Source organism: Bradyrhizobium sp. MOS003, assembly GCF_003020125.1.
In the GTDB taxonomy this organism is placed as follows: domain Bacteria; phylum Pseudomonadota; class Alphaproteobacteria; order Rhizobiales; family Xanthobacteraceae; genus Bradyrhizobium.
Genome location: NZ_PYFW01000002.1, coordinates 198,302 through 222,206 on the forward strand (window position 1 = coordinate 198,302; position 23,905 = coordinate 222,206).

30 protein-coding genes and 1 riboswitch are annotated in these 23,905 nt (G+C 64.9%); of the genes, 18 read left to right on the forward strand and 12 right to left on the reverse strand.

Going from position 1 to position 23,905, the window contains the following annotated elements:
• Positions 1–130 precede the first annotated feature (130 nt).
• From C7G42_RS11335 to uvrB, 4 genes are all read left to right on the forward strand, one after another.
• Complete coding sequence (locus tag C7G42_RS11335; RefSeq protein ID WP_106949084.1) at positions 131–1,048, forward strand: LysR substrate-binding domain-containing protein; 918 nt, start codon at positions 131–133, stop codon at positions 1,046–1,048.
• A gap of 103 nt (positions 1,049–1,151) precedes the next feature.
• Complete coding sequence (locus C7G42_RS11340) at positions 1,152–1,376, forward strand: hypothetical protein (RefSeq protein ID WP_106949085.1); 225 nt, start codon at positions 1,152–1,154, stop codon at positions 1,374–1,376.
• Between the two features lie 57 nt (positions 1,377–1,433).
• Entirely contained in the window at positions 1,434–1,661 is a 228-nt protein-coding gene (locus C7G42_RS11345; RefSeq protein ID WP_106949086.1) for a hypothetical protein, read from the forward strand.
• A 92-nt stretch (positions 1,662–1,753) separates the two neighbouring features.
• The gene (gene uvrB / locus C7G42_RS11350; protein WP_106949087.1) at positions 1,754–4,726 is read left to right on the forward strand and encodes an excinuclease ABC subunit UvrB; all 2,973 of its coding nucleotides are present in this window, start codon (positions 1,754–1,756) and stop codon (positions 4,724–4,726) included.
• Positions 4,727–4,829: 103 nt separating this feature from the next.
• Here uvrB and C7G42_RS11355 read toward each other — a convergent pair whose 3' ends face one another.
• The 4 genes from C7G42_RS11355 to C7G42_RS11370 form a co-directional block, all read right to left on the reverse strand.
• Positions 4,830–5,192, reverse strand: coding sequence for a hypothetical protein (locus C7G42_RS11355; protein WP_106949088.1), 363 nt, complete (start codon positions 5,190–5,192; stop codon positions 4,830–4,832).
• Between the two features lie 7 nt (positions 5,193–5,199).
• On the reverse strand, positions 5,200–5,586 hold the full coding sequence (locus C7G42_RS11360; protein ID WP_106949089.1) for a hypothetical protein: 387 nt from the start codon (positions 5,584–5,586) through the stop codon (positions 5,200–5,202).
• Between the two features lie 108 nt (positions 5,587–5,694).
• Positions 5,695–5,874 carry a hypothetical protein gene (locus C7G42_RS11365; protein WP_106949090.1) on the reverse strand — a complete coding sequence of 60 codons (180 nt, stop codon included), beginning with the start codon at positions 5,872–5,874 and terminating at the stop codon, positions 5,695–5,697.
• A gap of 97 nt (positions 5,875–5,971) precedes the next feature.
• Positions 5,972–6,208: a hypothetical protein gene (locus tag C7G42_RS11370; RefSeq protein WP_106949091.1), complete on the reverse strand. Its 237-nt coding sequence runs from the start codon at positions 6,206–6,208 to the stop codon at positions 5,972–5,974.
• A 260-nt stretch (positions 6,209–6,468) separates the two neighbouring features.
• Here C7G42_RS11370 and C7G42_RS11375 point away from each other — a divergent pair, with 260 nt between their 5' ends.
• The 5 genes from C7G42_RS11375 to C7G42_RS35260 all read left to right on the forward strand — a co-directional run bounded on the left by C7G42_RS11375 (position 6,469) and on the right by C7G42_RS35260 (position 9,858).
• Complete coding sequence (locus tag C7G42_RS11375) at positions 6,469–6,915, forward strand: nuclear transport factor 2 family protein (protein ID WP_106949092.1); 447 nt, start codon at positions 6,469–6,471, stop codon at positions 6,913–6,915.
• Positions 6,916–7,139: 224 nt separating this feature from the next.
• A complete protein-coding gene (locus C7G42_RS11380) occupies positions 7,140–7,580 on the forward strand; it encodes a nuclear transport factor 2 family protein (protein WP_106949093.1) in 441 nt (146 codons plus the stop codon).
• Positions 7,581–7,851: 271 nt separating this feature from the next.
• A complete protein-coding gene (locus C7G42_RS11385; RefSeq protein WP_106949094.1) occupies positions 7,852–8,769 on the forward strand; it encodes a hypothetical protein in 918 nt (305 codons plus the stop codon).
• A gap of 244 nt (positions 8,770–9,013) precedes the next feature.
• Positions 9,014–9,436, forward strand: a complete 423-nt coding sequence (locus C7G42_RS11390) for a hypothetical protein (protein WP_028140177.1) — start codon at positions 9,014–9,016, stop codon at positions 9,434–9,436.
• Between the two features lie 284 nt (positions 9,437–9,720).
• Positions 9,721–9,858, forward strand: coding sequence for a hypothetical protein (locus C7G42_RS35260; RefSeq protein ID WP_007614812.1), 138 nt, complete (start codon positions 9,721–9,723; stop codon positions 9,856–9,858).
• Between the two features lie 41 nt (positions 9,859–9,899).
• On the opposite strand, the gene C7G42_RS35265 is transcribed toward C7G42_RS35260, so the two are convergent.
• The 3 genes from C7G42_RS35265 to C7G42_RS11405 form a co-directional block, all read right to left on the reverse strand.
• Complete coding sequence (locus C7G42_RS35265) at positions 9,900–10,046, reverse strand: hypothetical protein (protein ID WP_199580844.1); 147 nt, start codon at positions 10,044–10,046, stop codon at positions 9,900–9,902.
• Between the two features lie 198 nt (positions 10,047–10,244).
• The gene (locus tag C7G42_RS11400; RefSeq protein WP_106949096.1) at positions 10,245–10,727 is read right to left on the reverse strand and encodes a MaoC family dehydratase; all 483 of its coding nucleotides are present in this window, start codon (positions 10,725–10,727) and stop codon (positions 10,245–10,247) included.
• Positions 10,727–11,179, reverse strand: coding sequence for a MaoC family dehydratase (locus C7G42_RS11405; RefSeq protein WP_106949097.1), 453 nt, complete (start codon positions 11,177–11,179; stop codon positions 10,727–10,729). Before C7G42_RS11405 ends, C7G42_RS11400 begins: the two co-directional genes overlap by 1 nt.
• Positions 11,180–11,346: 167 nt before the next feature.
• On the opposite strand from C7G42_RS11405, the gene C7G42_RS11410 reads away from it, so the two are divergent.
• Positions 11,347–11,643, forward strand: a complete 297-nt coding sequence (locus C7G42_RS11410) for a DUF4282 domain-containing protein (RefSeq protein WP_094895030.1) — start codon at positions 11,347–11,349, stop codon at positions 11,641–11,643.
• Positions 11,644–11,767: 124 nt separating this feature from the next.
• Here C7G42_RS11410 and ychF read toward each other — a convergent pair whose 3' ends face one another.
• The 4 genes from ychF to C7G42_RS11430 all read right to left on the reverse strand — a co-directional run bounded on the left by ychF (position 11,768) and on the right by C7G42_RS11430 (position 14,890).
• The gene (gene ychF / locus C7G42_RS11415; protein WP_106949684.1) at positions 11,768–12,865 is read right to left on the reverse strand and encodes a redox-regulated ATPase YchF; all 1,098 of its coding nucleotides are present in this window, start codon (positions 12,863–12,865) and stop codon (positions 11,768–11,770) included.
• A gap of 123 nt (positions 12,866–12,988) precedes the next feature.
• Positions 12,989–13,594, reverse strand: coding sequence for an aminoacyl-tRNA hydrolase (pth, locus tag C7G42_RS11420; RefSeq protein ID WP_094973038.1), 606 nt, complete (start codon positions 13,592–13,594; stop codon positions 12,989–12,991).
• A gap of 58 nt (positions 13,595–13,652) precedes the next feature.
• Positions 13,653–14,366 carry a 50S ribosomal protein L25/general stress protein Ctc gene (locus C7G42_RS11425; RefSeq protein WP_106949098.1) on the reverse strand — a complete coding sequence of 238 codons (714 nt, stop codon included), beginning with the start codon at positions 14,364–14,366 and terminating at the stop codon, positions 13,653–13,655.
• 263 nt (positions 14,367–14,629) lie between these two features.
• Positions 14,630–14,890 (reverse strand): accessory factor UbiK family protein, encoded by a 261-nt coding sequence (locus C7G42_RS11430; RefSeq protein ID WP_106949099.1) that lies wholly within the window; start codon positions 14,888–14,890, stop codon positions 14,630–14,632.
• Between the two features lie 163 nt (positions 14,891–15,053).
• Between C7G42_RS11430 and C7G42_RS11435 the strand changes: the two genes are divergently transcribed.
• The 8 genes from C7G42_RS11435 to C7G42_RS11470 all read left to right on the forward strand — a co-directional run bounded on the left by C7G42_RS11435 (position 15,054) and on the right by C7G42_RS11470 (position 22,698).
• Complete coding sequence (locus C7G42_RS11435) at positions 15,054–15,791, forward strand: dienelactone hydrolase family protein (RefSeq protein ID WP_106949100.1); 738 nt, start codon at positions 15,054–15,056, stop codon at positions 15,789–15,791.
• 8 nt (positions 15,792–15,799) lie between these two features.
• Positions 15,800–16,645: a prolipoprotein diacylglyceryl transferase gene (gene lgt, locus C7G42_RS11440; RefSeq protein ID WP_106949101.1), complete on the forward strand. Its 846-nt coding sequence runs from the start codon at positions 15,800–15,802 to the stop codon at positions 16,643–16,645.
• Between the two features lie 21 nt (positions 16,646–16,666).
• The gene (locus C7G42_RS11445) at positions 16,667–17,782 is read left to right on the forward strand and encodes a class I SAM-dependent methyltransferase (RefSeq protein WP_106949102.1); all 1,116 of its coding nucleotides are present in this window, start codon (positions 16,667–16,669) and stop codon (positions 17,780–17,782) included.
• Complete coding sequence (pgeF, locus tag C7G42_RS11450; RefSeq protein WP_106949685.1) at positions 17,782–18,549, forward strand: peptidoglycan editing factor PgeF; 768 nt, start codon at positions 17,782–17,784, stop codon at positions 18,547–18,549. The genes C7G42_RS11445 and pgeF overlap by 1 nt, the downstream gene beginning before the upstream one ends.
• Positions 18,550–18,662: 113 nt before the next feature.
• Positions 18,663–19,277, forward strand: a complete 615-nt coding sequence (locus C7G42_RS11455) for a hypothetical protein (protein ID WP_106949103.1) — start codon at positions 18,663–18,665, stop codon at positions 19,275–19,277.
• 191 nt (positions 19,278–19,468) lie between these two features.
• Complete coding sequence (locus C7G42_RS11460; protein WP_199580845.1) at positions 19,469–20,422, forward strand: ribose-phosphate pyrophosphokinase; 954 nt, start codon at positions 19,469–19,471, stop codon at positions 20,420–20,422.
• A gap of 213 nt (positions 20,423–20,635) precedes the next feature.
• On the forward strand, positions 20,636–21,664 hold the full coding sequence (locus C7G42_RS11465; RefSeq protein WP_106949105.1) for a putative zinc-binding metallopeptidase: 1,029 nt from the start codon (positions 20,636–20,638) through the stop codon (positions 21,662–21,664).
• A complete protein-coding gene (locus C7G42_RS11470) occupies positions 21,661–22,698 on the forward strand; it encodes a D-alanine--D-alanine ligase family protein (protein ID WP_199580846.1) in 1,038 nt (345 codons plus the stop codon). The genes C7G42_RS11465 and C7G42_RS11470 overlap by 4 nt, the downstream gene beginning before the upstream one ends.
• Before the next feature lie 91 nt (positions 22,699–22,789).
• Here the strand turns inward: C7G42_RS11470 and C7G42_RS11475 are convergent, their stop codons facing one another.
• Positions 22,790–23,347 carry a 6,7-dimethyl-8-ribityllumazine synthase gene (locus C7G42_RS11475; RefSeq protein ID WP_106949107.1) on the reverse strand — a complete coding sequence of 186 codons (558 nt, stop codon included), beginning with the start codon at positions 23,345–23,347 and terminating at the stop codon, positions 22,790–22,792.
• 77 nt (positions 23,348–23,424) lie between these two features.
• A riboswitch (FMN riboswitch) is annotated at positions 23,425–23,598 on the reverse strand.
• Positions 23,599–23,905: the final 307 nt, after the last annotated feature.

Below are 23,905 nucleotides of genomic sequence, written 5' to 3' on the forward strand. Positions count from 1 at the left end.
AGCCGCCACGCTACGCGTGTCGGCCTCTCCCCGCACGCAGGGAGAGGCGAAAGGAAACGTGCCTCGCTTGCCCCGGCTTCGCAAACTGAGTTATCTTGCCCTGGCATCAGCTTTCCTGAGGGTGAGACAATTGCGGCGTCTGCTGTTTCTCAACGGCATCAAGGCGTTCGAGGCGGCGGCGCGGACCGGCAGCTTTGCTGCGGCCGGGCTCGAATTGAACGTGTCGGCGGCCGCGGTCAGCCGCATGGTGCATCTGCTGGAAGAGCGGCTCGGCGTTGCGCTGTTCGAGCGCAAGGCCAACAAGCTGGTGCTGACCCAGGCCGGCCGCGCCTATCAGAGCGGGCTGACGCCGATCTTCGACGCGCTGGCCAGCCTCACCGCGCAGGTGACGGCGCCGGCAAGCGTGCGCGTGCTCACCATCGGCGTCGGCCACACTTTTGCGATGCGCTGGCTGATCCCGCGCCTGTCGGAGTTTCGCACCGAGGAGCCCGACATCGAGGTGCGCTTCACCACCGGCGGCGCATCGGTGCCGTTCGGCGAGGACTGGAGCTGCGGCATCAAGCTCGGCACCGGCGACTGGCCCGGGCTGGTCGCCGAGCCGCTGTTCGCCGGCGATCTCACCCCGGTCTGCGTGCCGCGGCTGGCGACCGGCCTGAAGCGCCCGGCCGACCTCAAGGGCCCGAGCCTGATCCGGGTCGAACATTCACCCGAGGACTGGCCGATCTGGCTGAAGGCCGCGAACCTCCCTCGCATCAATCCGCGCGGGCCCGAGTTCCAATTCTACGGCCAGGCGCTGCAGGCCGCTGCCGACGGGCTCGGCATCGCCATGGGCATCCGCCCCTATATCGACGACGACCTCGCCGCCGGTCGGCTGGTCGCCCCGTTCGACCTCTCGGTGCCCAAGGGCATGCGCTGGTATCTGGTCTATCGCAGTTTCCAGACCGAGCAGCGCGACTTCGCCGCGTTCCGCCGCTGGATCATGCGCGCGGCCTCGGAACCCGCCGCCCGCCCCGTCAAGCGGACGGGCCGTGTCACCGGGCGGAACTGACGCCAACAGGCAAAAAAGCTCGCCGCTTGTGAACGGCTTCACATTTCGCAATCCGCAAATGTGGTCCCCTGACCCTCCGAAAAGAAACGTGGGACCGACTGGAATGACGACCCTTTACGACGGTTTTGACATTGAATCCTTCGAGGCCGGCAAAGGCCTCTGGCACGCCCGCATCCGCCGCGCCGACCTCAGCCCCGTCGCCATCGACGGCGTGCTGTTTCCGGCGATGGAAGTCGGTTTCGCCTGGCCCGATCAGAGCGCCGCGATCGCCGATGCCAAGCACCATATCGACCGCTTCCGTCGCCGGGCCGACAGCGACGACGAATAAGCGGGCGGGACAGCAAGCAAACCAGGGACAACGCAGCGTCGAGGGGGGAACCGGGTCATGTCAGTCATCGAAATCGAAGACAGGTCGCGACCGAGGATCTACAGCCGCGATGTGTTGTCGACATGCCCGGAATGCAGCGGCGATCTCACGGTGCTCCGTGTGATCGGCAGCCGCACCGGATGCGAGTACTGGGCCATGCGCTGCGACGAGTGCGGCGGCATCCACCTCGATATCCTCGAGCCAAATCTGGCGAGCGGGGATGAGGATCCGCTGCCGGCGGCGTGAGCCCTGCCCTGCTGCCAACATGCTGTCAGCAGGCTGCATGGCGACGGTCATTCGCCCTTTTCTGAGGGGCAGACTCGCCCCATATTCGCCCCATGGCTAAGAAACCTGGTCCCCCGAAATCCCCCAAATCCAAGGCCCCGAACTCGAAGGCACATCGGCCCGATGTCCAGCCGATCGGGCCGGCGCTGGCTGAACTTCTGAATCCCGCGATCAATCGCGGCGACGCCGGGCTTGGATCGGGCACCGGGCTGCAGCCGCCGCCGGACAATTCGCGCGACCGCCGCTCGGGCGGCGAGGCTGCGGCGCATCGCGCGCGGGCTTCGACGCCCAAAGACCTTCAAAAGCAATTTCCGCAGGACAATGCGCGGCCGATGTCGCTGCGGCCCAACCCGCAGCCGGCTGGCGCCCGCGCCTCCGAGAGCGGTGGCTTCGACGAGGCGCCGCAGGCCAATTACGGCACCGCGGCCACGATCCCGACGCTCGATCCGGAACTGGCGCGGCAGCTCGGCCTGCCCACCGAGGAGGACGATGCCGAGGCGCTGGCGCGTCCGCCGCGCAGCAAGATGGAGGCGCTCGGCGTCAAGGCGACCGCCGACGCGCTGGAATCGCTGATCCGCGAGGGCCGGCCGGAGTTCCGCAAGAACGACGGCTCCACCAAGGTGTGGACCCCGCACCGGCCGCCGCGGCCGGAAAAGTCCGAAGGCGGCGTGCGCTTCGAAATCAAGTCGCCCTATGAGCCGCGCGGCGACCAGCCGACCGCGATCAAGGAGTTGGTCGAAGGCATCCAGCGCAACGACCGTTCGCAGGTGCTGCTCGGCGTCACCGGCTCCGGCAAGACCTACACCATGGCCAAGGTGATTGAGGCGACGCAGCGCCCCGCCATCATCCTGGCGCCGAACAAGACGCTGGCCGCCCAGCTCTATGGCGAGTTCAAGAGCTTCTTCCCGGACAACGCGGTCGAATATTTCGTCTCGTATTACGACTATTACCAGCCGGAAGCCTATGTTCCGCGCACCGACACCTACATCGAGAAGGACTCCTCGATCAACGAGCAGATCGACCGGATGCGCCACTCTGCGACGCGCGCGCTGCTCGAACGCGACGACGTCATCATCGTCGCTTCGGTGTCCTGCATCTACGGTATCGGCTCGGTCGAGACCTACACCGCGATGACCTTCGCGTTGAAGAAGGGCGAGCGCATCGACCAGCGCCAGCTGATCGCCGACCTCGTCGCACTGCAGTACAAGCGCACCCAGCACGATTTCACCCGCGGCACGTTTCGCGTGCGCGGCGACGTCATCGACATCTTCCCGGCGCATTATGAGGACCGAGCCTGGCGCGTGAACCTGTTCGGCGACACCATCGAGACCATCGAGGAATTCGATCCGCTCACCGGCCACAAGCAGGACGAGCTCGAATTTATCAAGATGTACGCCAACTCGCACTATGTGACGCCGCGCCCGACGCTGGTGCAGGCGATCAAGTCGATCAAGGCGGAGCTGAAGCAGCGGCTCGACCAGCTCCACGACCAGGGCCGCCTGCTCGAAGCGCAGCGGCTGGAGCAGCGCACCACATTCGACCTCGAGATGATGGAGGCGACAGGGAGCTGCGCCGGCATCGAGAACTATTCGCGCTATCTCACCGGGCGCCTGCCCGGCGAGCCACCGCCGACGCTGTTCGAATACGTCCCCGACAACGCGCTGGTGTTCGCCGACGAGAGCCACGTCACGGTGCCGCAGATCGGCGGCATGTTCCGCGGCGACTTCCGCCGCAAGGCGACGCTGGCCGAATACGGCTTCCGCCTGCCGTCGTGCATGGACAACCGCCCGCTGCGCTTCGAGGAATGGGACATGATGCGGCCGCAGACGGTCGCGGTGTCCGCGACGCCGAGCGGCTGGGAGCTGAACGAGAGCGGCGGCGTGTTCGTCGAGCAGGTCATTCGCCCCACCGGACTGATCGATCCGCCCGTGGATATCCGCCCGGCCCGCACCCAGGTCGACGATCTCGTCGGCGAGGTGCGTGCCACAGCCCAAGCCGGCTACCGCTCGCTGATCACGGTGCTGACCAAGCGCATGGCGGAGGACCTCACCGAATATCTGCATGAGCAGGGCATCCGCGTTCGCTACATGCACAGCGATATCGACACCATCGAGCGTATCGAGATCATCCGGGACTTGCGCCTCGGCGCGTTCGACGCGCTGGTCGGCATCAACCTGTTGCGCGAAGGCCTCGACATCCCCGAATGCGCGCTGGTCGCGATCCTCGACGCCGACAAGGAAGGTTTTCTGCGCAGTGAAACGTCCTTGATCCAGACCATCGGCCGCGCCGCGCGCAACGTTGACGGCAAGGTGATCCTCTATGCCGACCAGATGACGGGTTCGATGGAGCGTGCCATCGCCGAAACCAACCGCCGCCGCGAAAAGCAGGTCGAGTACAACACCGCCAACGGCATCACGCCGGAGAGCGTGAAGAAGCAGATCGGCGACATCCTCAACTCCGTGTACGAGCGCGACCACGTGCTGGTCGAGGTCGGCGGCCACGACATGACCGACGACGTCATCTCGATCGGCCACAATTTCGAAGCCGTGCTCGGCGATCTCGAAACCCGCATGCGCGAAGCCGCCGCCGACCTGAACTTCGAGGAGGCCGCCCGCCTGCGCGACGAGGTCAAGCGCCTGCGCGCGACCGAGCTTGCGGTGGTGGACGACCCCACCGCCAAGCAGCGCACCGTGCAGGGCAAGGCAGGCGCCTATGCCGGCAGCAAGAAATACGGCGATGCCGCGAATTTGCCGGTCAGCGCGATGAAGAAGAAGACCGTGAGCTCCGCGCTGAAGGCGAGCGGTGGCGGCAGCGGCTCGAAGGTGCACAAGCCGCATCTCGACGAGATGCACGGGCCGGAGTCGCTGCCCTATCGCGAGAAGCAGACGCTGCCGGCAAAGCCGTTCGGCAGCACGAGCCGGATCATCCAGCCGACGGATTCAAGGCAGTCGGGGCCGGAGTTCGGCCCGGCGCCGAAATCGAGTGGCGGGATGCCGGGGCGGCGCGGGGGGTGGAAGAAGAGGTAGGTTGCGCGGTATCAACCGCGCCATTCGTGGCTATGGATTCTCAGATGCGTAATTGCGCATCATAGCTCGCCGCGTTGCTGCGCCCCGGAATGACAAGTAGCCCTCACCCCACACTCACGGCCAGCAGCGACAGCAGAAGCACTGAGGCCACGAGCTGCACCGACGTCGCGGGCCTGACGCGCCAGCGGGCGATCTTCTCGGAGAGAGACAGGCTCGCGTCGAAAAAATTTTTCTCGTAGCCGTTGTTCAATTTCGGGAATTTTGTTCCGAGCCAGATGACGAGGACGCTGTAGAGCAGCGTCGCCATCACAACGGTGAGCACGCGATGGCCTCCGCGATCATCGCCAAGCAGCTTCACCATCAGCGATGCTGCCGCGAAGATCGGAAAGCCCTGTAGAGTCGCAGTCAGCGCAAAGCCTTCGAGCCAGTTGAGCGGACCAAATTTCGGCGCGGTGATCGAGGTCATGATGCCCTCACCCCACGCTCGCCGTCACCACCGCCATCACCGACAGCAGCAGCACGATGGTCACGAGCTGGAGCGAGGCGACGGGCTGGGTGCGCCAGGCCGTGATCTTGTCGGACAGCGACAGATGGGCCTCGAAGAATTTCGGCTCGTAGACGGTCTTGAACAGGTGCGGCAAGCTCGGGCCGAACGTTACCGCCAGCATCGCGTGGGCGAGCGAGGCGATGGCGACGAAGATGGCGACGCCGGGGTCGCCGGAGAGATCGTGGTTGCCGGCGAGCTTGAGCAGGAAGGCGGCGGCGGCGAAGGTCGGGAAGCTCTGCAGGATCGCGGTCAGCACGAGGCCTTCGAGCGCGTTGTGCAGGCGGGACTTTCTGGCAGTGGCGATGGTGGCCATGGCACGTCTCCCTGATGACATGCGAATGACGTTAGCTGCGGCGGGACGGGCGTGATGTGAGGTGGGTCACGCCTGCCGAGAAACTGCGCTGGACGGTGGGCGACGGCGTCAGAGCTGACGGAAGAATACGAGATAAATGATCAGTCCGACCGTTGCGAACGACAGCACAACGCCGAGCCGGCTATACTTGACGCCCGGCGTACGGACTGCACTTTTTCTGAAACGAACGAGGAAATAGAGGAACAAAATGGCGAGGACGACGCCCCACAAGAACTTCCCGACCGCCATCGTCCCCTCGCCCGACTCAACCCAAGCGTTTGCGGCTGGAACTTACCATCCGGGCGTGGCGGACAGAAGCACAATGGGCGTGAAGTTTTTCGTACCCCTACAGCTTCCCCTGCCCGTTCACCTGGCTCTGCTGCTGGCGCTGCTTTTCCTGCTCCTTGGCGTGGTGCCGGCCGTAGAGGCAGCCGGCGGCGGCGCCGAGCACGCCGTGATGGCCGGCATAGTGGCCGGCGACGCCGCCGACGATGGCGCCCTTGATGCAGCCCTTGGCGTTGGCGGCGGAAGTCGCGCCCAGCATGAGCAGCGCGGCGGTGACGGCGAGAAGCGGCGATTTCATGGGTGGATGTCTCCGGATGCGGCGTTGGACCCTCAACGAGCGGGGGAGGGTCCGGGTTCCTCATCCGGACAAGGCGCGCCCGCCGTAGGCCTGCGGCGTCTTGCATGGTACAGAGGTTGCGCAACCCGCAATTGCACCCATGAACGCGGCATGGCGCTAGCGCGTCAAACTCGGCATGCCACCTGTGTTTTTGCGGATTGATGGACCCGCGACGCCCACGGTAGCGTTTGCATTCCACAACCAATGAGGGCGGGAGCGGCATGACGGTTGAAAAGCTCAACAGGCAACGCGTGCTGCATTTGCTCGACGCCTTCGCGCGGGGCGATCTCGAGGCCGCGCTGGCGTGCTGCACCGAGGACGTCGACTTTCTCACCCATGCACCGATCGACGTGCTGCCGCACATGGTGCCGCGCCACGGCAAGCAACAGCTGCGCGAGCTCTGGCAGACGATCTGGTCGCGCTATTCGGAGGTCCGCTACAAGGCGCGGCACATCGTTGCCGAGGCCGACGAGGTCGCGACCTACATGCACACCTACTTCAGGAAGCGCAGCAACGACCGCATCGTGCAGTTCGACATGGCGGTGTTCTACAGCTTCCGCGGCGGGCTGGTGGCCGAAATCCGCGAAATCATCGATTCCTACGATCTGGTGCAGCAGGTGCTGGAGCGCGAGATCGGGCCGCTGATCACGGGGGCGCCGGTGGACTGAGCCCCCGCCCTGGAACCCGGCCACAAGCCGCCGAGACCCGGGAGATTACGGGGTTGTATTGCAAATTTCACATATCGCCATCAATTGTGCATTGCAAAAACGTGAATTGCGTTTTGGCCGAAACCACCTATTTTGTTTGCATACAAATGAGTTGAGCCCCACCGCCTGACCGCGCTGGGGTCGTTTTCCGTTTTATCGCAAAGCCAGCGTCAGGACTGCCCAAAATGACAGAGCACAGCCTCTGGCGTTTCTCGCGCGCGTTGCACCGCGCGATCAACGACCGGCATTTCGAGGACATCGAGGCCCTGATCGACGAGGACGTCGAATGGGCGCTCTACGGCCCTATCGACATGTTTCCGTACCTCGGCGCGCGCCAGGGCAAGGATGCCGTGCTCGACGTCATCCGCCAGCTCGCCGACAATTTCCAGGTGCGCCGCTTCGACCGCGAGAGCATCATGCTCGGCGTCGATTCCGCCGCCTCGATGCTGCGCTACTCGCTGACGGCACTGGATTCCAACAAGCCGATCAGCTTGCGGGTCGCGCAGTTCGCCCAGTTCAAGGCGGGCAAGCTCATCAGCATGCGCGTCCTGATCGACACCTTCGACCTGGTCGAGCAGGCACTCGGCCGCGCCATTCATCTGCCGAAGATGACCAGCGTCGGTTGAGGGGGACACCAACGGGCCCCGCTGTTCGGGACCGATGACGATGCCTGACGCGACGTCCTGGCCTCCAGCCCCGCCGGATGCCGTCGCATCAAGAGCTGTCGTCGGGCGCGCGCCTCTCGCGCGGCCCGTTGGTTCGCGTCCCCCACGCGAGTTGCCACAATTTCGCAACGATAAATCCGCATTGATGCAAGCAGACCGAATGGCGCATGGTCATCACCAGGGACCGCCTTATATTGGCGGACAACATGCGCCGGGGTTCGCGGGCAGGACGATGGAATTCTCGACAGGTTTTGGCTGGACCAGGCTGCCGGTGCTGGCGGCGGCGTTCATCTTGGGCTCGGTGCTGACGGCTTCTGCGCAAATCATTCCACCCTTCTCTCCACCCGCCACCGTAACCGACGACGAGGAGACCGAGGCGGCTGAGGCCCCCGACGTCAACGACCCCGACGTGATGAAGGGCATCGACGTCGACAAGCTCGACTGGAGTCAGCTTGCGGTCGACGCCGGCACCGGCATCGATCCCATGGCCGCCAGGAAGCGCGGCCAGGCTGCCGCCAAGGACGGCCTCGACTGGTCGTCGAACGCCAATGCCAACGGCTCCTCGGCGGTGACGGTGAAACAATCCGTGTTCTCGTTCTGGGATACGCGGATCGGCGCCGACATGACGGTGGCGAGCGAGCCGCGGACGATGTCCGAGTTGCTGGCGCAAAAGGCCACCAATGGCGGCAACCTGCCGCAATCCTCCGGCAGCGCCTGGGCGACGGCAACTGCGCCCGGCGCGGGCGTGATCTGGGACAAGACCGCGGTGGAAGCCCGCGTCGATCCCGGCTCGGAACAGAGCAGGCTCGGGGCCTCGCTGATCAAATCGGTGCCGCTGTCCGGCGACACCTCGCTGACGCTGCAGAACGGCTACAGCGTCAACCAGCAGGGCACGAGTGCGGTCCCCGGCCTCGGCGGCCACGTCACCCGCAATTACGAGACCGACCAGTCCGCCAAGGTCACCCTCACCGACACCGGCACCAGCGTCACCGCCGGCCAGACGCTGTCGACCACCGACGACAAATGGCTGCGCAAGGTCGGCGCCGAGCAGAAGCTGTTCGACAACGTCACCGTCTCAGGCTCGGTCGGCGAGACGTCGCAAGGCGCGATCAACAAGAGCGTGACGGCGGGTTTCAAGAAGAGCTGGTGAGTTCTTCGCCTCTCCCCGCAAGCGGGACGAGGGGGTCGAGTACCTTCCGAGCCGCGCATTCGCCTTGCATCGACGGCGTTCAGACTCTCGTAACCATACGCCACGGCAAAACCCCCGAATGGTCCGCCCTTGCCGCATCTCGGACAATTTGCGGTCAAAATCGGACGTCCAGATGAGCAAGCCTCACAGAATTCGTCGTGCGGGGGACACTCGCGCTGCGCTCAACGCGAACAGGGGAATAACGATGAACGCCATGCGTCCGGAAAAGACCGAAGCCGCCGAGACCGAGACGGTCGACACCAACCTCGCCGCAGTCACGGAAGTCGAAGCCGGCATCCGCGATTTCGTCCGCAACGATATCGCCTATCTGCGCCGTCCGGCGGCAACAACCACCGACGCGCCGCCGCTCGACCCGAGCGCGGAAGCCACCGTCACCAACGTCAACTCGCTGATCCAGCGCGTCGCCGGCACGTCGCTCGCCGAGATCGAGAATCTGATCTCGGAGCTCGAGAGCCTGCGCGACCTGCTCCATGCCGAGGGCCAGCGCGTCCAGCGCGAGATCTCCGGCTACGCCCAGCTCAGCCAGGCCGCGATGAAGTCGACCCGCATGATCGCCGACAACGTCGCACAGTGGAAGCGCGCCGCCGACGGCCTGCGCAACAGCTGATCGCAAGCACCACCGATCATCAGCCGCCGCGTTCCGAAAGGGGCGCGGCGGTTTTGATTCGTGTCTCGTGCCCCGGACGCGGTGCGGCACGCAGTGACGCGCCGCTGAGCCGGCGCCCATGCCAATACGGAATGCGCGGCGCCATGAGTCCCGGCTCTGCGCAAAAGCGCAAGAGCGCTGCGGCGCGTCCGGCGAGACCGGTCCCCTGCTTTGAACCCTCTGCCGCTCTCCAACGACCAATGCCGAGCGCCCGTGCCGCTACGGCCGGGCTTGGGGACATTCAGATGGAAAGCATTCGGCCCGATACCACGGACCCGATACCCTTGCGGCCTGCGCCGAACCAGTTCGGCACGATCATGCTGCGCTTCGTGGGATTGCTGGCGGTTGCGATCGCAATATTGGCGTTCGTCTATAGCCGCTGAGGGCGGAGGCCGCTTTGCGGCCCCGCGAAGTTAACGAACGCTTACCGGCTCGCGTCGACGACCGAGGCTTCCAGGGTGTAGGCGCCATCGGCATAGCCCTTCACCACCATGCCGGCGACCAGCATCACGGCCAGCGTCGCGGTCGCGAAGAGAAATCCAACAAACTTGAGTGCGCCGCGATCAGCCATGGTCCTCGTCCCCTGTCGTCTGCCCAGTACGTTTCAAATAGGCAGCGACAGGTTCATAATTAGTTAGCAACTAACTAGTTCCGCAAAACTGCTTCGCGGTAACCATCTTGCGCAGGCTTATGGCAGCCGGCCGGAATCGCGTCCATAGCGCGCGTGCAACACTCGCGCATCATTCGCCGCGTTCATCTTGGAACAGCTCTAACCGCTCTTCGCACGCATCGGCACGAAGGCGCTGGCGGTGATGGAATAGACGTCCTCGCCGCGCTGGTTGGTGCCAGTGGTGCGGGCAGTCAGGATGCCCCAGCCGGGGCGCGAGGCGGACGTGCGCTTGTCGATGACGACGTTGACGTAAGCGACGGTGTCGCCGGCGAGCACCGGCCGGATCCAGCGCAGGTCGCGAAAGCCCGGCGACGGCCCCCACACCGCGACCTCCTCGCCGCGCGATGCGGCCTCGCGCGCCAGGCGCTGGCCATCGGCGACAAGCAGGCTCATGCAGGCCGAGCCGACATGCCAGCCCGAAGCCGCGAGCCCGCCGAACAACGAGTTCTTGCCCTCTTCCTCGTCGAGATGGAAACGCTGCGGATCGAATTTCGCTGCGAATGTCTTGATGGATTCAGCCGTGAAATTGTAGGTGCCGATCTCGCGGCGGTGGCCGATCTCGATGTCGTCGAAGAACCGCATCAGACCGCCCCCTCGCGCCGCTTGATCAGGATCGGCGAGGTCATCTCGGCAAGCGCCTCCCCCTTGGCGTTGCGCACGGTGCCTTTGAACTTGACGATGCCGAGATCGGGCCGGCTCTTCGAGGCGCGCGCCTCCAACACGTCGACGTCGAGCATGAGATCGTCGCCGGGCCGGAGCGGCGACAGCCAGCGCACCTCGTCGACGCCGGGCGAGCCCAGCGAAGCTGCACGGGTAATGAAACCGTCGGCCATCATCCGCATCATCAGCGAACACAGGTGCCAGCCCGAGCCGGAGAGGCCGCGCAACATGCTCTCGGCTGCGGCCTCCTCGTCGAGGTGCATCGGTTGCGGATCGAACTCGGCGGCGAAGGCCAGAATCTCGTCGCGGGTGACATGGCGCGGGCCGAATGTTCCGAACCGGCCGGGCGGGAAATCTTCGAATGTCAGGGTCATCTTGGGAAAGCTTTGAGGGAATGACAGATTGTGGCCGCACTTTGCGGCAATCTCAACCCGCCGCTCCGCATGGCTCGTGCTACATAGGGGGTGGCAGCGTTGGTCTTGAGCCGGATCAACCGAGGGCCAAGATCCATTTGCCGAGGCCCGATGCCCTGGGGAGAGCAATGTTTTCATTCAGCGATCTGTTTCAGTGGGACCGCTTCATCACGCCGACGATCATCAAGACCTTCTATTGGCTGGTGATCGCGCTGATCTGCCTGTTCGGCCTCTCCGGCATCTTCTCAGGGCTCGCTGCGATGGCGATCAGCCCGTTCGGCGGTTTCCTGGTGCTGCTGTCGTCGATCGCGAGCGTCGTCGTCGGAATCGTGTTCTCGCGCATCCTCGCCGAGCTGATCCTGATCGTCTTCCGCATCAACGAGCATCTCGGCGCGATCCGCGACCAGGGCGGCGGGCTGCGGTGAGGCAGCGCAGGTGCCGTAGGGTGGGCAAAGCGAAGCGTGCCCACCTCTTCCGTCGCGATACCGGACAGATGGTGGGCACGGCGCGATGCGCCTTTGCCCACCCTACGAGAGCGCAGCCAGCGTCTTACGTATTGAACCGGAAATGCATCACGTCGCCGTCGGCGACGACGTATTCCTTGCCTTCGAGGCGGAGCTTGCCGGCATCGCGGGCGCCGGCTTCGCCGCCGAGTGCCACGTAATCCTCATAAGCTATCGTCTCGGCGCGGATGAAGCCCTTTTCGAAGTCGGTGTGGATCACACCGGCCGCGCCCGGAGCCTTGGTGCCGCGGTAGATGGTCCAGGCGCGCGCTTCCTTCGGACCCACCGTGAAGTAGGTGATGAGGTCGAGCAGCGTGTAGCCGGCGCGGATCAGTCGGTCGAGACCGGCCTCTTCGAGACCCAGCGTCTCCAGGAAATCGGCGCGCTCCTCGCGCGAAATGGTGGCGATCTCGGATTCGATCTTGGCCGAGATGACGACGGCGACGGCGCCTTCCTTGGCGGCCTGCTCCTGCACCGCCTTGGAGAACGCATTGCCCGTCGCGGCCGAGCCTTCCTCGACGTTGCAGACATAGAGCACGGGCTTGGACGACAGCAGGCCGAGCATTCCGAAGGCGCGCTCCTCCTCCGCCTTGCGCTCGACGAGGCGCGCGGGCTTGCCCTCGCGCAGCAGCACCAGGGTGCGGTTGACGAGGTCGAGCTGCTCCTTGGCGTCCTTGTCGTTGCCCTTGGCCTTCTTGGTGAGGTTGTCGACGCGCTTCTCGAGGCTGTCGAGGTCGGCGAGCATCAGCTCGGTCTCGATGGTCTCGATGTCGGCGAGCGGAGCGATCTTGCCCTCGACATGGGTGATGTCGGAATCCTCAAAGCAGCGCACGACATGCGCGATGGCGTCGACCTCGCGGATGTTGGCGAGGAACTGGTTGCCGAGGCCTTCCCCCTTGGAGGCGCCGCGGACGAGGCCGGCGATGTCGACGAAGGTCAGCCGGGTCGGGATGATCTGGCCGGACTTGGCGATCGCCGCGAGCTTGTCGAGCCGCGGATCGGGCACGGCGACCTCGCCGACGTTCGGCTCGATGGTGCAGAACGGATAGTTCGCAGCCTGCGCCGCGGCCGTCTCGGTCAGCGCATTGAACAAGGTCGACTTGCCGACATTGGGCAATCCGACGATCCCGCATTTGAATCCCATGGTGATCCTGGCCTCCGCGCTCCGCGCGCAAATGTCTTCCGCATTCGTCATGCGCGGGCTTGACCCGCGCATCCATCGACTTCGAAGGATGGATCGCCGGATCAGGTCCGGCGATGACAGGTGTTATTCCTTGCCGTTGTCGTCCTTGGTCAAAAATCCCTTCGCCTGCATCGCAAGATGCACCCTGTTGGCGAAGGTCGCGTCCGTGCCCTTGGCAACCAGGCCTGCGTGCTCGGCCACCGCCTCGCACAGCGTCGTCACCCAGTCGTTGTCGGCCTTTGCGAAGTCCGACAGCACGTGGCCGTGCACCAGTTCCTTGACGCCGGGATGACCGATGCCGAGCCTGACACGGCGATAGTCGTTGCCGATATGGGCGGAGATCGAGCGCAACCCGTTATGGCCGGCGATACCACCGCCGATCTTCACCCGCACCTTGCCCGGCGGCAGCTCGAGCTCGTCATGAAACACGGTGACGTCGCCCATGGCGATCTTGAAGAAGCTTGCGGCTTCCTGAACGCTGCGGCCGGAATCGTTCATGTAGGTCGTTGGCTTGAGCAGGATCACGCGCTCGGTGCCGAGCGTGCCTTCCGAGGTCTCGCCCTGAAAACGACGGCGCCATGGTGCGAAACCATGACGCCGCGCGATCTCGTCGACGGCCATGAAGCCGATATTGTGCCGGTTACGTGCGTATTTCGCGCCGGGATTGCCGAGCCCAACAAACAGTCGCATCACGCGGCGCGCCCCTCGCTCGGCGCGCGATCAGAGACCGCGCGCCAGCTTTGAGAGATTACTTCTTCTTGTCGCCGCCGGCGGGAGCCTTGGCAGCGGCCGCCGGAGCAGCAGCACCCGCAGCCGGAGCAGCACCAGCCGCCGGGGCAGCCGCAGCAGCGCCAGGAGCCGCAGCCGCCGCAGCAGCCTTCTGCTCTTCGGCGTAGCCGGACGGCGGCACGATGGTGACGAGGGTTGCGTCCTCGCGGGTCAGCGCCTTCACGCCGGCCGGCAGCTTGACGTCCGACAGATGCAAGGAGTGACCGATTTCGAGCGAGCCGACATCGGCCTCGATGTACTGCGGGATGCTCTCCGCGCCGCATTCGATCTCGATCGCGTGAGCCACGATGTTGACGGCGCCGCCACGCTTCACGCCGGGCGAGCCTTCCGCCTTCACGACATGCAGGGGAACGCTGATGCGGATGGTGGCGCCTTCGCCGAGCCGCATGAAGTCGACGTGGATCGGGAAGTCCTTGACCGGATCGAGGTGATAGTCGCGCGGAATCACGCGGTGCTTCTTGCCGTCGAGGTCGATGTCGACCAGCGTGGTCAGGAACCGGCCGGCGAGGATGCGCTGGCGCAATTCGCGATCGTCAACCGAGATCGGGAGCGGGGGTTGCTTGTTGCCGTAGATCACTCCGGGCACTTTCCCGGCGCGACGCTCAGCCCGGGCGGCCCCCTTGCCGCTCTTCGGACGTGCGGTCGCCTTCAATTCCTTGACGGTCGTCGCCATGTCGTTAAGTCCTTGTTTTTGCAAAAGTTAATGGGCCGCAGCGCGGCCCATGGCATCGTTCGCAGCAAGCCTCCAGGGGTGCGGGGGCCACGAACTGGCCGGCTTTTAGCCGGAAGACGCGGAAATGACAAGGAAATGCGAGGATTTTTTGCAGCCGATGTGGCCCGGAACACCGTCATGGCCGGGCTTGTCCCGGCCATCCACGTCTTGCGGGACTGGAGGTGAGAACGTGGATGCCCGGGACAAGCCCAGGCATGACGACCTCAGCTAGCCGTTCCGCCGAGCTTGGCCTCCAGCGCCGAGATACGCGCCTTCAGCGCCTCGTTCTCCTCGCGCGCCAGGCGGGCCATGTCCTTGACCGCCTCGAACTCCTCACGCTTGACCAGATCCATGTCGCGGAGGAATTTTTCGGCCTGGGTGCGCATCACCGTGTCGAACTCGCGCTTGACGCCCTGGGCGGCGCCGGCGGCATCGTTCATCAGGCGGCCGATCTCGTCGAAAAACCGGTTGTTGGTCTGGGTCATTTCGGTCTCCTGGCGGCCTCAACTTTGCGCGAACTCTCGAAAAGACAATGGCAATCCGAGCGGAACGGTTCAAGGCCCGATCGGCGGTATCCTTGTCATGAACCGGTTTCCTTGCAATCGTATTCAACGTCCCTGCATAAGAAGAATCACAAGGCGACAAGAGATGATCGACCAGCAGATCCCGATCCCCACCAGGGACGGCCACACCGCAACCTTCATCTCCCATCCCGAACGCGGCGGGCCGTTTCCGGTCATCCTGTTCTACATGGATGCGCCCGCGATCCGCGAAGAGCTGCGCGACATGGCGCGCCGGCTCGCGACCTCAGGCTATTACGTGATGCTGCCGAACCTCTATTACCGCTCCGGCGTAATGGAGCTCGGTGCGCTGCCGGCCGATCCGAACGCGCCGGAACGCAAGCGCATGTTCCAGCTGATGGGCTCGCTCACCATTCCCATGATCATGGACGACACCAGAGCGCTGCTCACCTATGCCGAGGGCCAGGCAGCCGCGAACACCAAGCTGATCGGCACCGTCGGCTATTGCATGAGCGGCCGCTACGCCGTCAACGCGGCCACGCATTTCCCTGATCGCGTCAGGGCGGCCGCCTCGGTCTACGGCGTGCAACTGGCAACGGATCAGGACGACAGCCCGCATTTGGCCGCGGCCAAGACCAAGGCCGAACTCTATTTTGCCTGCGCCGAGACCGACGTCTATGCGCCGCCGGAGATCATCGAGAAGGTCAAAGAGGGCATGAAGGGTGCGAAAGCCGAGGTCGAGATCTATCCCGGCACCCATCACGGCTTCGCCTTTCCCAAGCGCCCGGTCTACGACCGCGACGCGGCCGAGCGGCATTGGGAGCGTCTGCTGGCGCTCTATCGCCGCAACCTCGTCCACATATAGAAGGCGCGATGCTCTTTCTTCTCATCGACTTCCCCGCCTTCAAGCCGATCGCGCTCGAGATCGGACCGTTCGCGATCCGCTGGTATGCGCTGGCCTATATCTGCGGCATCGTGTTCGGCTGGCTCTATGCCCGCTCGCTGCTGAAGAAAGAGCGCCTGTGGGGCGGCCCCGCGCCGATGTCGCTGCTGCAGATCGACGATTTCATCCTTTGGGTGACGCTCGGTATCATTCTCGGCGGCCGCACCGGTTACGTGCTGTTCTACAATCTGCCTTTCTTCATCGAACATCCCGCCGCGATGTTCAAATTGTGGGAGGGCGGCATGTCCTTCCATGGCGGCTTCCTCGGCTGCGTCGTCGCCGTGATGTGGTTCGCCTATCGCAACAACATCTCGATCCTGTCGCTCGGTGACATCACCACCGCGGTCGCCCCCGTTGGGCTGCTGCTCGGGCGCATCGCCAACTTCATCAACGGCGAATTGTGGGGCCGCGCCACCGATGCAAGCCTGCCCTGGGCCATGATCTTCCCCCACGATCCCACGCAGCTGCCGCGCCACCCGAGTCAGCTCTACGAGGCCGGCATGGAAGGCATCCTGCTGTTCACCGTGCTCGCGGTGATGATCCGGCTCGGCGCGCTGAAGCGGCCGGGCATGATCCTGGGCGCCTTCATCCTGATCTATGGCCTGTCACGGATCGCCGGCGAGCACTTCCGCGAACCGGACGCGCAGCTCGGTTTCCTCTGGGGCGGATTAACCATGGGCATGCTGCTGTCGATCCCGATGCTTATCGTCGGCCTCATACTTATTGTATTGGCAGTCAGGCGCGGTGCGCCGAAGCCCGCAGGCGCCATTCGTTAATTCATTTCGAGAAGATCACCCGTGACCGAACAGCCGCTACTCAACGAGATCAAGGCGCTGATCAAAGCCTCAGGCCCCATGCCGGTCTGGCGGTACATGGAACTGTGCCTGATGCATCCGCGCCATGGCTATTACGTCTCGCGCGACCCGCTCGGGCGTGAGGGCGACTTCACCACCGCACCCGAAGTCAGCCAGATGTTCGGCGAGTTGCTCGGACTATGGACCGCCTCGGTGTGGAAGCAGATGGGCTCGCCGCAATTCCTGCGGCTGATCGAGCTCGGCCCCGGCCGCGGCACCATGATGGCGGACGCGTTGCGCGCGCTTCGCGTGCTGCCGCCGCTCTACCAGGCGCTTCATATCCACATGGTCGAGGTCAATCCCGTGCTGCGCGAGCGGCAGGGTGCGACGCTGTCGGGCGTGCGCAACATCGCCTGGCACGACAGCATCGACGATGTGCCGGAGGGACCGAGCATCATCCTCGCCAACGAATATTTCGACGTGCTGCCGATCCACCAGATGATCCGCCACGAGAACGGCTGGCATGAGCGCGTAGTCGAGATCGACGGCAACGGGAAACTTCAATTCGGTGCGGCATCCGAGCCGACGCCGCGCTTCGACGTTCTGCTGCCGCCTTTGGTGCGCGCCGCGCCGGTCGGCGCCGTGTTCGAATGGCGGCCCGACGGCGAGATTATGAAGCTCGCCACGCGCGTGCGCGACCAGGACGGCGCCGCGCTGATCATCGACTATGGCCATTTGCGCAGCGATGCCGGCGACACTTTCCAGGCGATCGCGCGCCACACCTTCACCGATCCCTTGAAGGCGCCGGGCCAGGCCGACGTCACCGCCCATGTCGACTTCCAGGCGCTGGCGCGCGCGGCCGAGGATGTGGGCGCGCGCGTGCACGGGCCGGTCACGCAAGGCGACTTCCTCAAGCGCATCGGCATCGACACCCGCGCCGCCGCCTTGATGCAAAAGGCGACGCCGGAGGTCGCCACCGACATCTCGATCGCGCTGAAGCGCCTGACGGACACGGGGCGCAGCGGCATGGGCTCGATGTTCAAGGTGCTCGGCATCTCCGAGCCGCGGCTGACGGCCATTGCCGGCCTCAGCGATCTCGAACAGGCCGGAGCCAATTGATGACCCTCACCTCGTCGCTGCTGGCAGCTGTGCCCGGCCTGCGCCATGCCTTCTTCACCCGCGAAGGCGGTGTCTCCGGCGGCATCTATTCCGCGCTGAACGGCGGGCTCGGCTCCAACGACGATCAGACCCTCGTCGCAGAGAACCGCCGCCGCATGGCCGAGCATGTCGGCGTCGCCCCCGACCGTTTCCTCAGCCTGCACCAGATCCATTCGCCCGACGTGCTGGTCGCCGGGACGCCGTGGCCGAACGGGCCGCGGCCGAAGGGCGATGCGCTGGTGACCAATACACCCGGCATCGCGCTCGGCGTCTCCACCGCCGATTGCGGGCCGGTGCTGTTCGTCGACCCCAATGCGCGCGTGATCGGCGGCGCGCATGCCGGCTGGAAAGGCGCGCTGACGGGCGTGCTGGAATCCACGATATCAGCGATGGAAAAACTCGGCGCCACCCGCAGCGGCATCATTGCGGCGATCGGCCCGCTGATCCGCCAGGACAGCTACGAGGTCGGCAACGAGTTCGTCGCGCGCTTCATCGAGGCCGATGCCGACAACGCAATCTTCTTCATCCCGTCGGTGCGCGAGGGACACGCGATGTTCGACCTCGCCGGCTTCATTCGCAACCGGCTCGAGGCCGCCGGCATCCTGATGATCGACGATCTCGGCCTCGACACCTACGCCGACGAGCGTTTCTTCAGCTATCGCCGTTCGGTGCATCGCAAGGAGCCGGATTACGGCCGTCACGTTCACGCGATCGCGCTCGAAGCGTGAACACAAAGGCAACCCCGTGTCATTCCGGGGCGATGCCCTGATGCGATGACGGTGGCCTGTGTCGCCGCCGCCCTAGACCTTAATCGATTTTAACGATATCGCTGCCCTCCATAATGAGGGACGCGTCATTCATCCTGGGCCGTGCGGGGTCGCGCGTGCTGGCGGTCGTGCTGCTGACGGCGGCGACCGCGCTTGGCGGCTGCGCCGGCGGCGGTGGGGCCGCCAACTCCTATGCGATGGCGCCGAGCGCCGGCAGCGGTGCGACGGTCGCGTTCGAATCGATCGACGGACCGCCGCCGCAGGTGTTCGACCGCATGGTCGGCGTGCTGGACAGCGAGTCCAAGCTGCGCAGCCTGTCCGTCGTCTCCCGCGAGGGGACGGCTGCCTACCGCGTGCGCAGCTACCTCTCCGCCCAGGTGGTGCGGGGCAAGACGGTGATCGCCTGGGTCTGGGACGTCTACGACGCCAACCAGCAGCGGGCGCTGCGGGTCTCGGGCGAGGAACCGACCTCCGCCAAGGGAGGGCGCGATCCCTGGTCAGCCGCCGACGACCTTGTGCTGCGCAAGATCGCCCAGGCCGGATTCAGCGGACTTTCCAACATGATCAACGGAACCCCGGATGCACCGGGCACGGCTCCGGGCCTTCGGGGACCGGCGGTCGCGAGCGTCGCTCCGATCGCACCCGCACCCGAGATGCCGGCCACGGCACTCGGCTATGCCGAGCGATAACCCCCGCTAAACCACGGCCTCAAGTTGCGGCCAAGCCGTTGGCCGGACTCGGGATTTTCGAAGGGAAAACGTGCCTCCCGGGTTGCCATTGCAGCCCCCGGCCTGATATTTCCTCGCCCGTCGTAACCGTGCTTCCAGTGGGATCTGAGATGTTGAACGTCGTATCCAGCAAAGCGCGGGAGGAAGCATCCATGTCGGGCAAGAACGGCTCCATCAAGCTCGTCGCCGGCAACTCCAACCCGGCCCTCGCGCAGGCAATCGCGCAGGGCCTGGACCTGCCGCTGACCAAGGCGGTGGTGCGGCGCTTCGCCGACATGGAGATCTTCGTCGAGATCCAGGAGAACGTCCGCGGCTCGGATGCCTTCATCATCCAGTCGACCTCGTTCCCGGCGAACGACCATCTGATGGAATTGCTGATCATCACCGACGCGCTGCGCCGCTCCTCGGCGCGCCGCATCACGGCGGTGCTGCCCTATTTCGGCTACGCCCGGCAGGACCGCAAGTCGGGCTCGCGCACGCCGATCTCGGCCAAGCTGGTCGCCAATTTGATCACGCAAGCCGGCGTCGACCGCGTCATGACGCTCGACCTGCACGCCGGCCAGATCCAGGGCTTCTTCGACATCCCGACCGACAACCTCTACGCCGCGCCATTGATGGTGCGCGACATCAAGGAGAGGTTCGACCTCTCCAAGACGATGGTGATCTCGCCCGACGTCGGCGGCGTGGCCCGCGCGCGCGGCCTCGCCAAGCGCATCAACACCCCGCTCGCGATCGTCGACAAGCGCCGCGAGAGGGCGGGCGAATCCGAGGTCATGAACGTGATCGGCGACGTCGCCGGCTACACCTGCATCCTGATCGACGACATCGTGGACTCCGGCGGCACGCTGGTGAACGCGGCCGACGCGCTGATCGCCAAGGGTGCCAAGGACGTTTACGCCTACATCACCCACGGCGTGCTCTCCGGCGGCGCGGCCGCCCGTATCACCAACTCCAGGCTGAAGGAGCTCGTGATCACCGACTCGATCCTGCCGACCGACGCTGTGAGCAAGGCGCCGAACATCCGCACGCTGCCGATCGCCAGCCTGATCTCGGATGCGATCGCGCGCACGGCGGCGGAAGAGTCGGTGTCGAGTCTGTTCGACTAGTTTTCCGATCACGGGAGATCTCGTAGGGTGGGCAAAGGCGCGATGCGCCGTGCCCACCTTTCTTGTGACCATGAAGACGGTGGGCACGCTTCGCTTTGCCCACCCTACAGGGCTGACGCTCCGCAGCCCCCCGCGCCACCCCCACGGGTTGTTGCCGCCCGCCGCCCGTGACATCATCCGGATACCGAGTCATGTCTGCCCTCTGGATTCCTGATGCCAAGCCGGAAATTTGCCTGGGAGAAGCTGTCGGATGACGAGCTGCTCAATCAGCGCCTATCCAGCCTGAGGGTGACGGTCAAAGGCACCTGGCTCGAGGACTGCGTCAGCACGCTTCATGAGGAGCTCGAAGAGCGGGGCATCCGGCTGCGACCGCACACATGGATCTCGAGCGAGTGGTTCAGTCCGGGCGGTGTGCCTGGCATCGCAATCCCCTTCTATCTCGCCCATCCCCGTCTGATGAAGCTTGAGAAGAAGATGATGTTCGACGTCGAGGGCGGAACCTGGCGCGAATGCATGGCGATCCTCCGTCACGAGGCCGGCCATGCCATCCAGCACGGCTACCAGTTGCAGCGCCGGCGGCGCTGGCAGCAGCTGTTCGGCCCGTCGTCGAGACACTATCCGCGCTACTACCGGCCCAATCCGGCGAGCCGGCGCTACGTCCAGCATCTCCGGCTGTGGTACGCGCAGAGCCACCCGGACGAGGATTTCGCCGAAACATTTGCGGTGTGGCTGCGGCCCCGCTCCAACTGGCGGACGCGATACGCCGGCTGGCCGGCGCTGAAGAAGCTCGAATATGTCGACGAGCTGATGAGCGAGATTGCGGGAAAGCGGCCGCTGATCACGACGCGAGAACGTGTCGACCCGCTGGGTCGGCTGAGCCAGACGCTCGAAGAGCACTACAAGAAGAAGCAGGCATTCTACGCCTTCACACCGCCGAAGACCTACGACCGCGATCTCTCCCGGCTGTTTTCAGCCGATCCGCGGCATCACCGGTCGAAGTCGGCTTCGGCCCTGATCAGGCGGCACCGCGCCCACATCAGGCAACTGGTCGCGCGATGGACGGGCGAGAACCAGCTTACGCTCGATGCCGTGCTCGACGAGATGATCTCCCGCTGCCGCGAGCTCGACCTGCGCGCCGTCGGCCCCGAACAGAAGCTCGTTCTCGATTTCACCGTCCTCGTGACCGCCAAGACGATGCACACGATGTTCGGCCCGTCCCGGCGCAAATGGATCGCGCTATGAGACGCCTTCGCATTCTGGTCCTGATGCATCCGGACTTCCTGCCCCCGGACTCCTCCGAAGGATACACCGCGCAGGAGATCAACAATTGGAAAACGGAATACGATGTCGTCAGCACCTTGCGCGCGGCCGGCCACGACGTCCGCGCGCTGGGCGCGCAGGAGGAAATCAAACCGGTCCGCGAAGCAATCGAGCAATTCAAGCCACACGTGGTCTTCACGCTGCTGGAGGAATTTCACAACAACGTCGCCTACGACCAGCATATCGCGAGCTATCTCGAACTGATGAAGGTGCCCTATACCGGCTGCAACCCGCGCGGCCTGATCCTGGCGCGCGGCAAGGACCTGTCAAAGACGCTGGTGCATCACCGGCGCATCGCGGTGCCGGCCTTCGCCGTCTTCCCGATGCGACGCAAGGTCATCAAGCGGCCGAAGCATCTTGCGCTGCCGCTGATCGTCAAGAGCCTGAACATGGATGGATCTGCCGGCATTTCCCAGGCCTCGATCGTCGACACCGACGAAAAGCTCGCGGAGCGCGTCGCCTTCATCCACGATCGGAGCGAAACCGCCGCCATCGCCGAGCAATTCATCGAGGGCCGCGAGCTTTACGTCGGCGTGATCGGCAACAATCGTCTGCGCGTCCTGCCGGTCTGGGAACTGAAATTCGGCAGCATGGGCGGGCGCAGGTCTCGGCACATCGCCACCGAAAAGGCCAAGCACGACACCGACTATCAGGAGAAGGTCGGCATCGTCGACGGGCCGGCGAAAGACCTCTCGCCCGAAGTTACCGCGCGCATCCAGCGCGCGGCGAAGCGCATCTATCGGGCGCTTGGCCTCGACGGCTACGCGCGCATCGATTTTCGTCTCACCGCCGACGGCACGCCGTATTTCATCGAAGCCAATCCCAACCCCGAGATCGCCAAGAGCCAGGAGTTCGCCACGGCGGCTCAACATGCCGGGCTCGAATATCCGGATCTCCTGCAGCGCATCCTGACGCTCGGCATCAGCCGAGCCAAGGCGGGGGTGTCATTGGGGTGATGCAAGGTGACAGCGATCGTCGAATGGCCCCTCATCCTACGAGACGCGCTACGCGCTCCTCGGGATGAGGGGTAGTGGTCGTTGCACTGCGTTACACAATTCCCGCCGCGACCTGGCCGCGCAGGCGCTCCAGGCCGAGCAGCGTCTCCGCACAGGCGGCCGCGACCTCGACGCCCTTGATCGCAAAATGCTTGCGGAAGAAGTCGTAATGCACCTCCGTCTCGTGGAATTGCTGCGGCGTGAGCACCGCGGAGAAGACCGGCACTTCGGTGCGCAGCTGCACGTCCATCAGCGCCTTGATCACGGTGTCGGCGACGAACTCGTGGCGATAGATGCCACCGTCGACGACGAGGCCGGCCGCGACGATGGCGGTGTAGCGCCGCGTCTTGGCGAGAACCTGCGCATGCAGCGGGATCTCGAACGAGCCCGGCACCTCGAACACGTCGACATGGGTGAGGTGGCGCGCCTCGGCCTCCTTGATGAAGGCGATGCGGGCCTCCTCGACCACGTCGCGGTGCCAGCAGGCCTGCACGAAGGCCACCCTCTGCGGCTTTGCGAAACGCGGGTGGTCGGGCGCCGGGTCATGCGGAACCGGCGGTTGGGTGACTTCGGAAGTTTCGGTTTTGGGGTCTTGCAGCATCTGATTCATGGCTTTCCTCGGTTTAAGGACCAGAATCAGGGCACACGGAACGACAAACAGCCGCACCTTGCGATGCGTCTGTCACCGACCGTTCTCTTTCATCCGGACTTTAACCGTCGGCTTCGGAGTTGCACCGAATCTGCTGACCCTTCCCCTCAGGAGAATCCTCTTCAGGACATCCCTCGCGGAAGGCGCTCGCGGGCTTGGGCCTTTCGGCCCTTACCGCCGGTGGGGACTTTCACCCCGCCCTGAGAACATCGGCCGCCCGGGATGAGCGGCCTGACCGGAAATATGACGCCGCCCGGCGGCCACAGCAAGCGTGTTCCTCATGGGGATAACGCATGGTCCCATGCCGCCACCGAGGTCCTCTTGGCGGCGCGGCCCTCGCGGGGCGGAATTAACGATTGGCGCGGGTCCTGGAATCCGATTCCGGTTTGTTCTCGTCGTTAAGAATTGTGGCCGAGAGATGAGCTGTGGACGAACGAGTCCTGACTTGTGGACGGACTCGGCAGCCAGTTGCGCAGATTCCGCAAATCACATCACTTGATCCGCGACAGGCCCGCACCG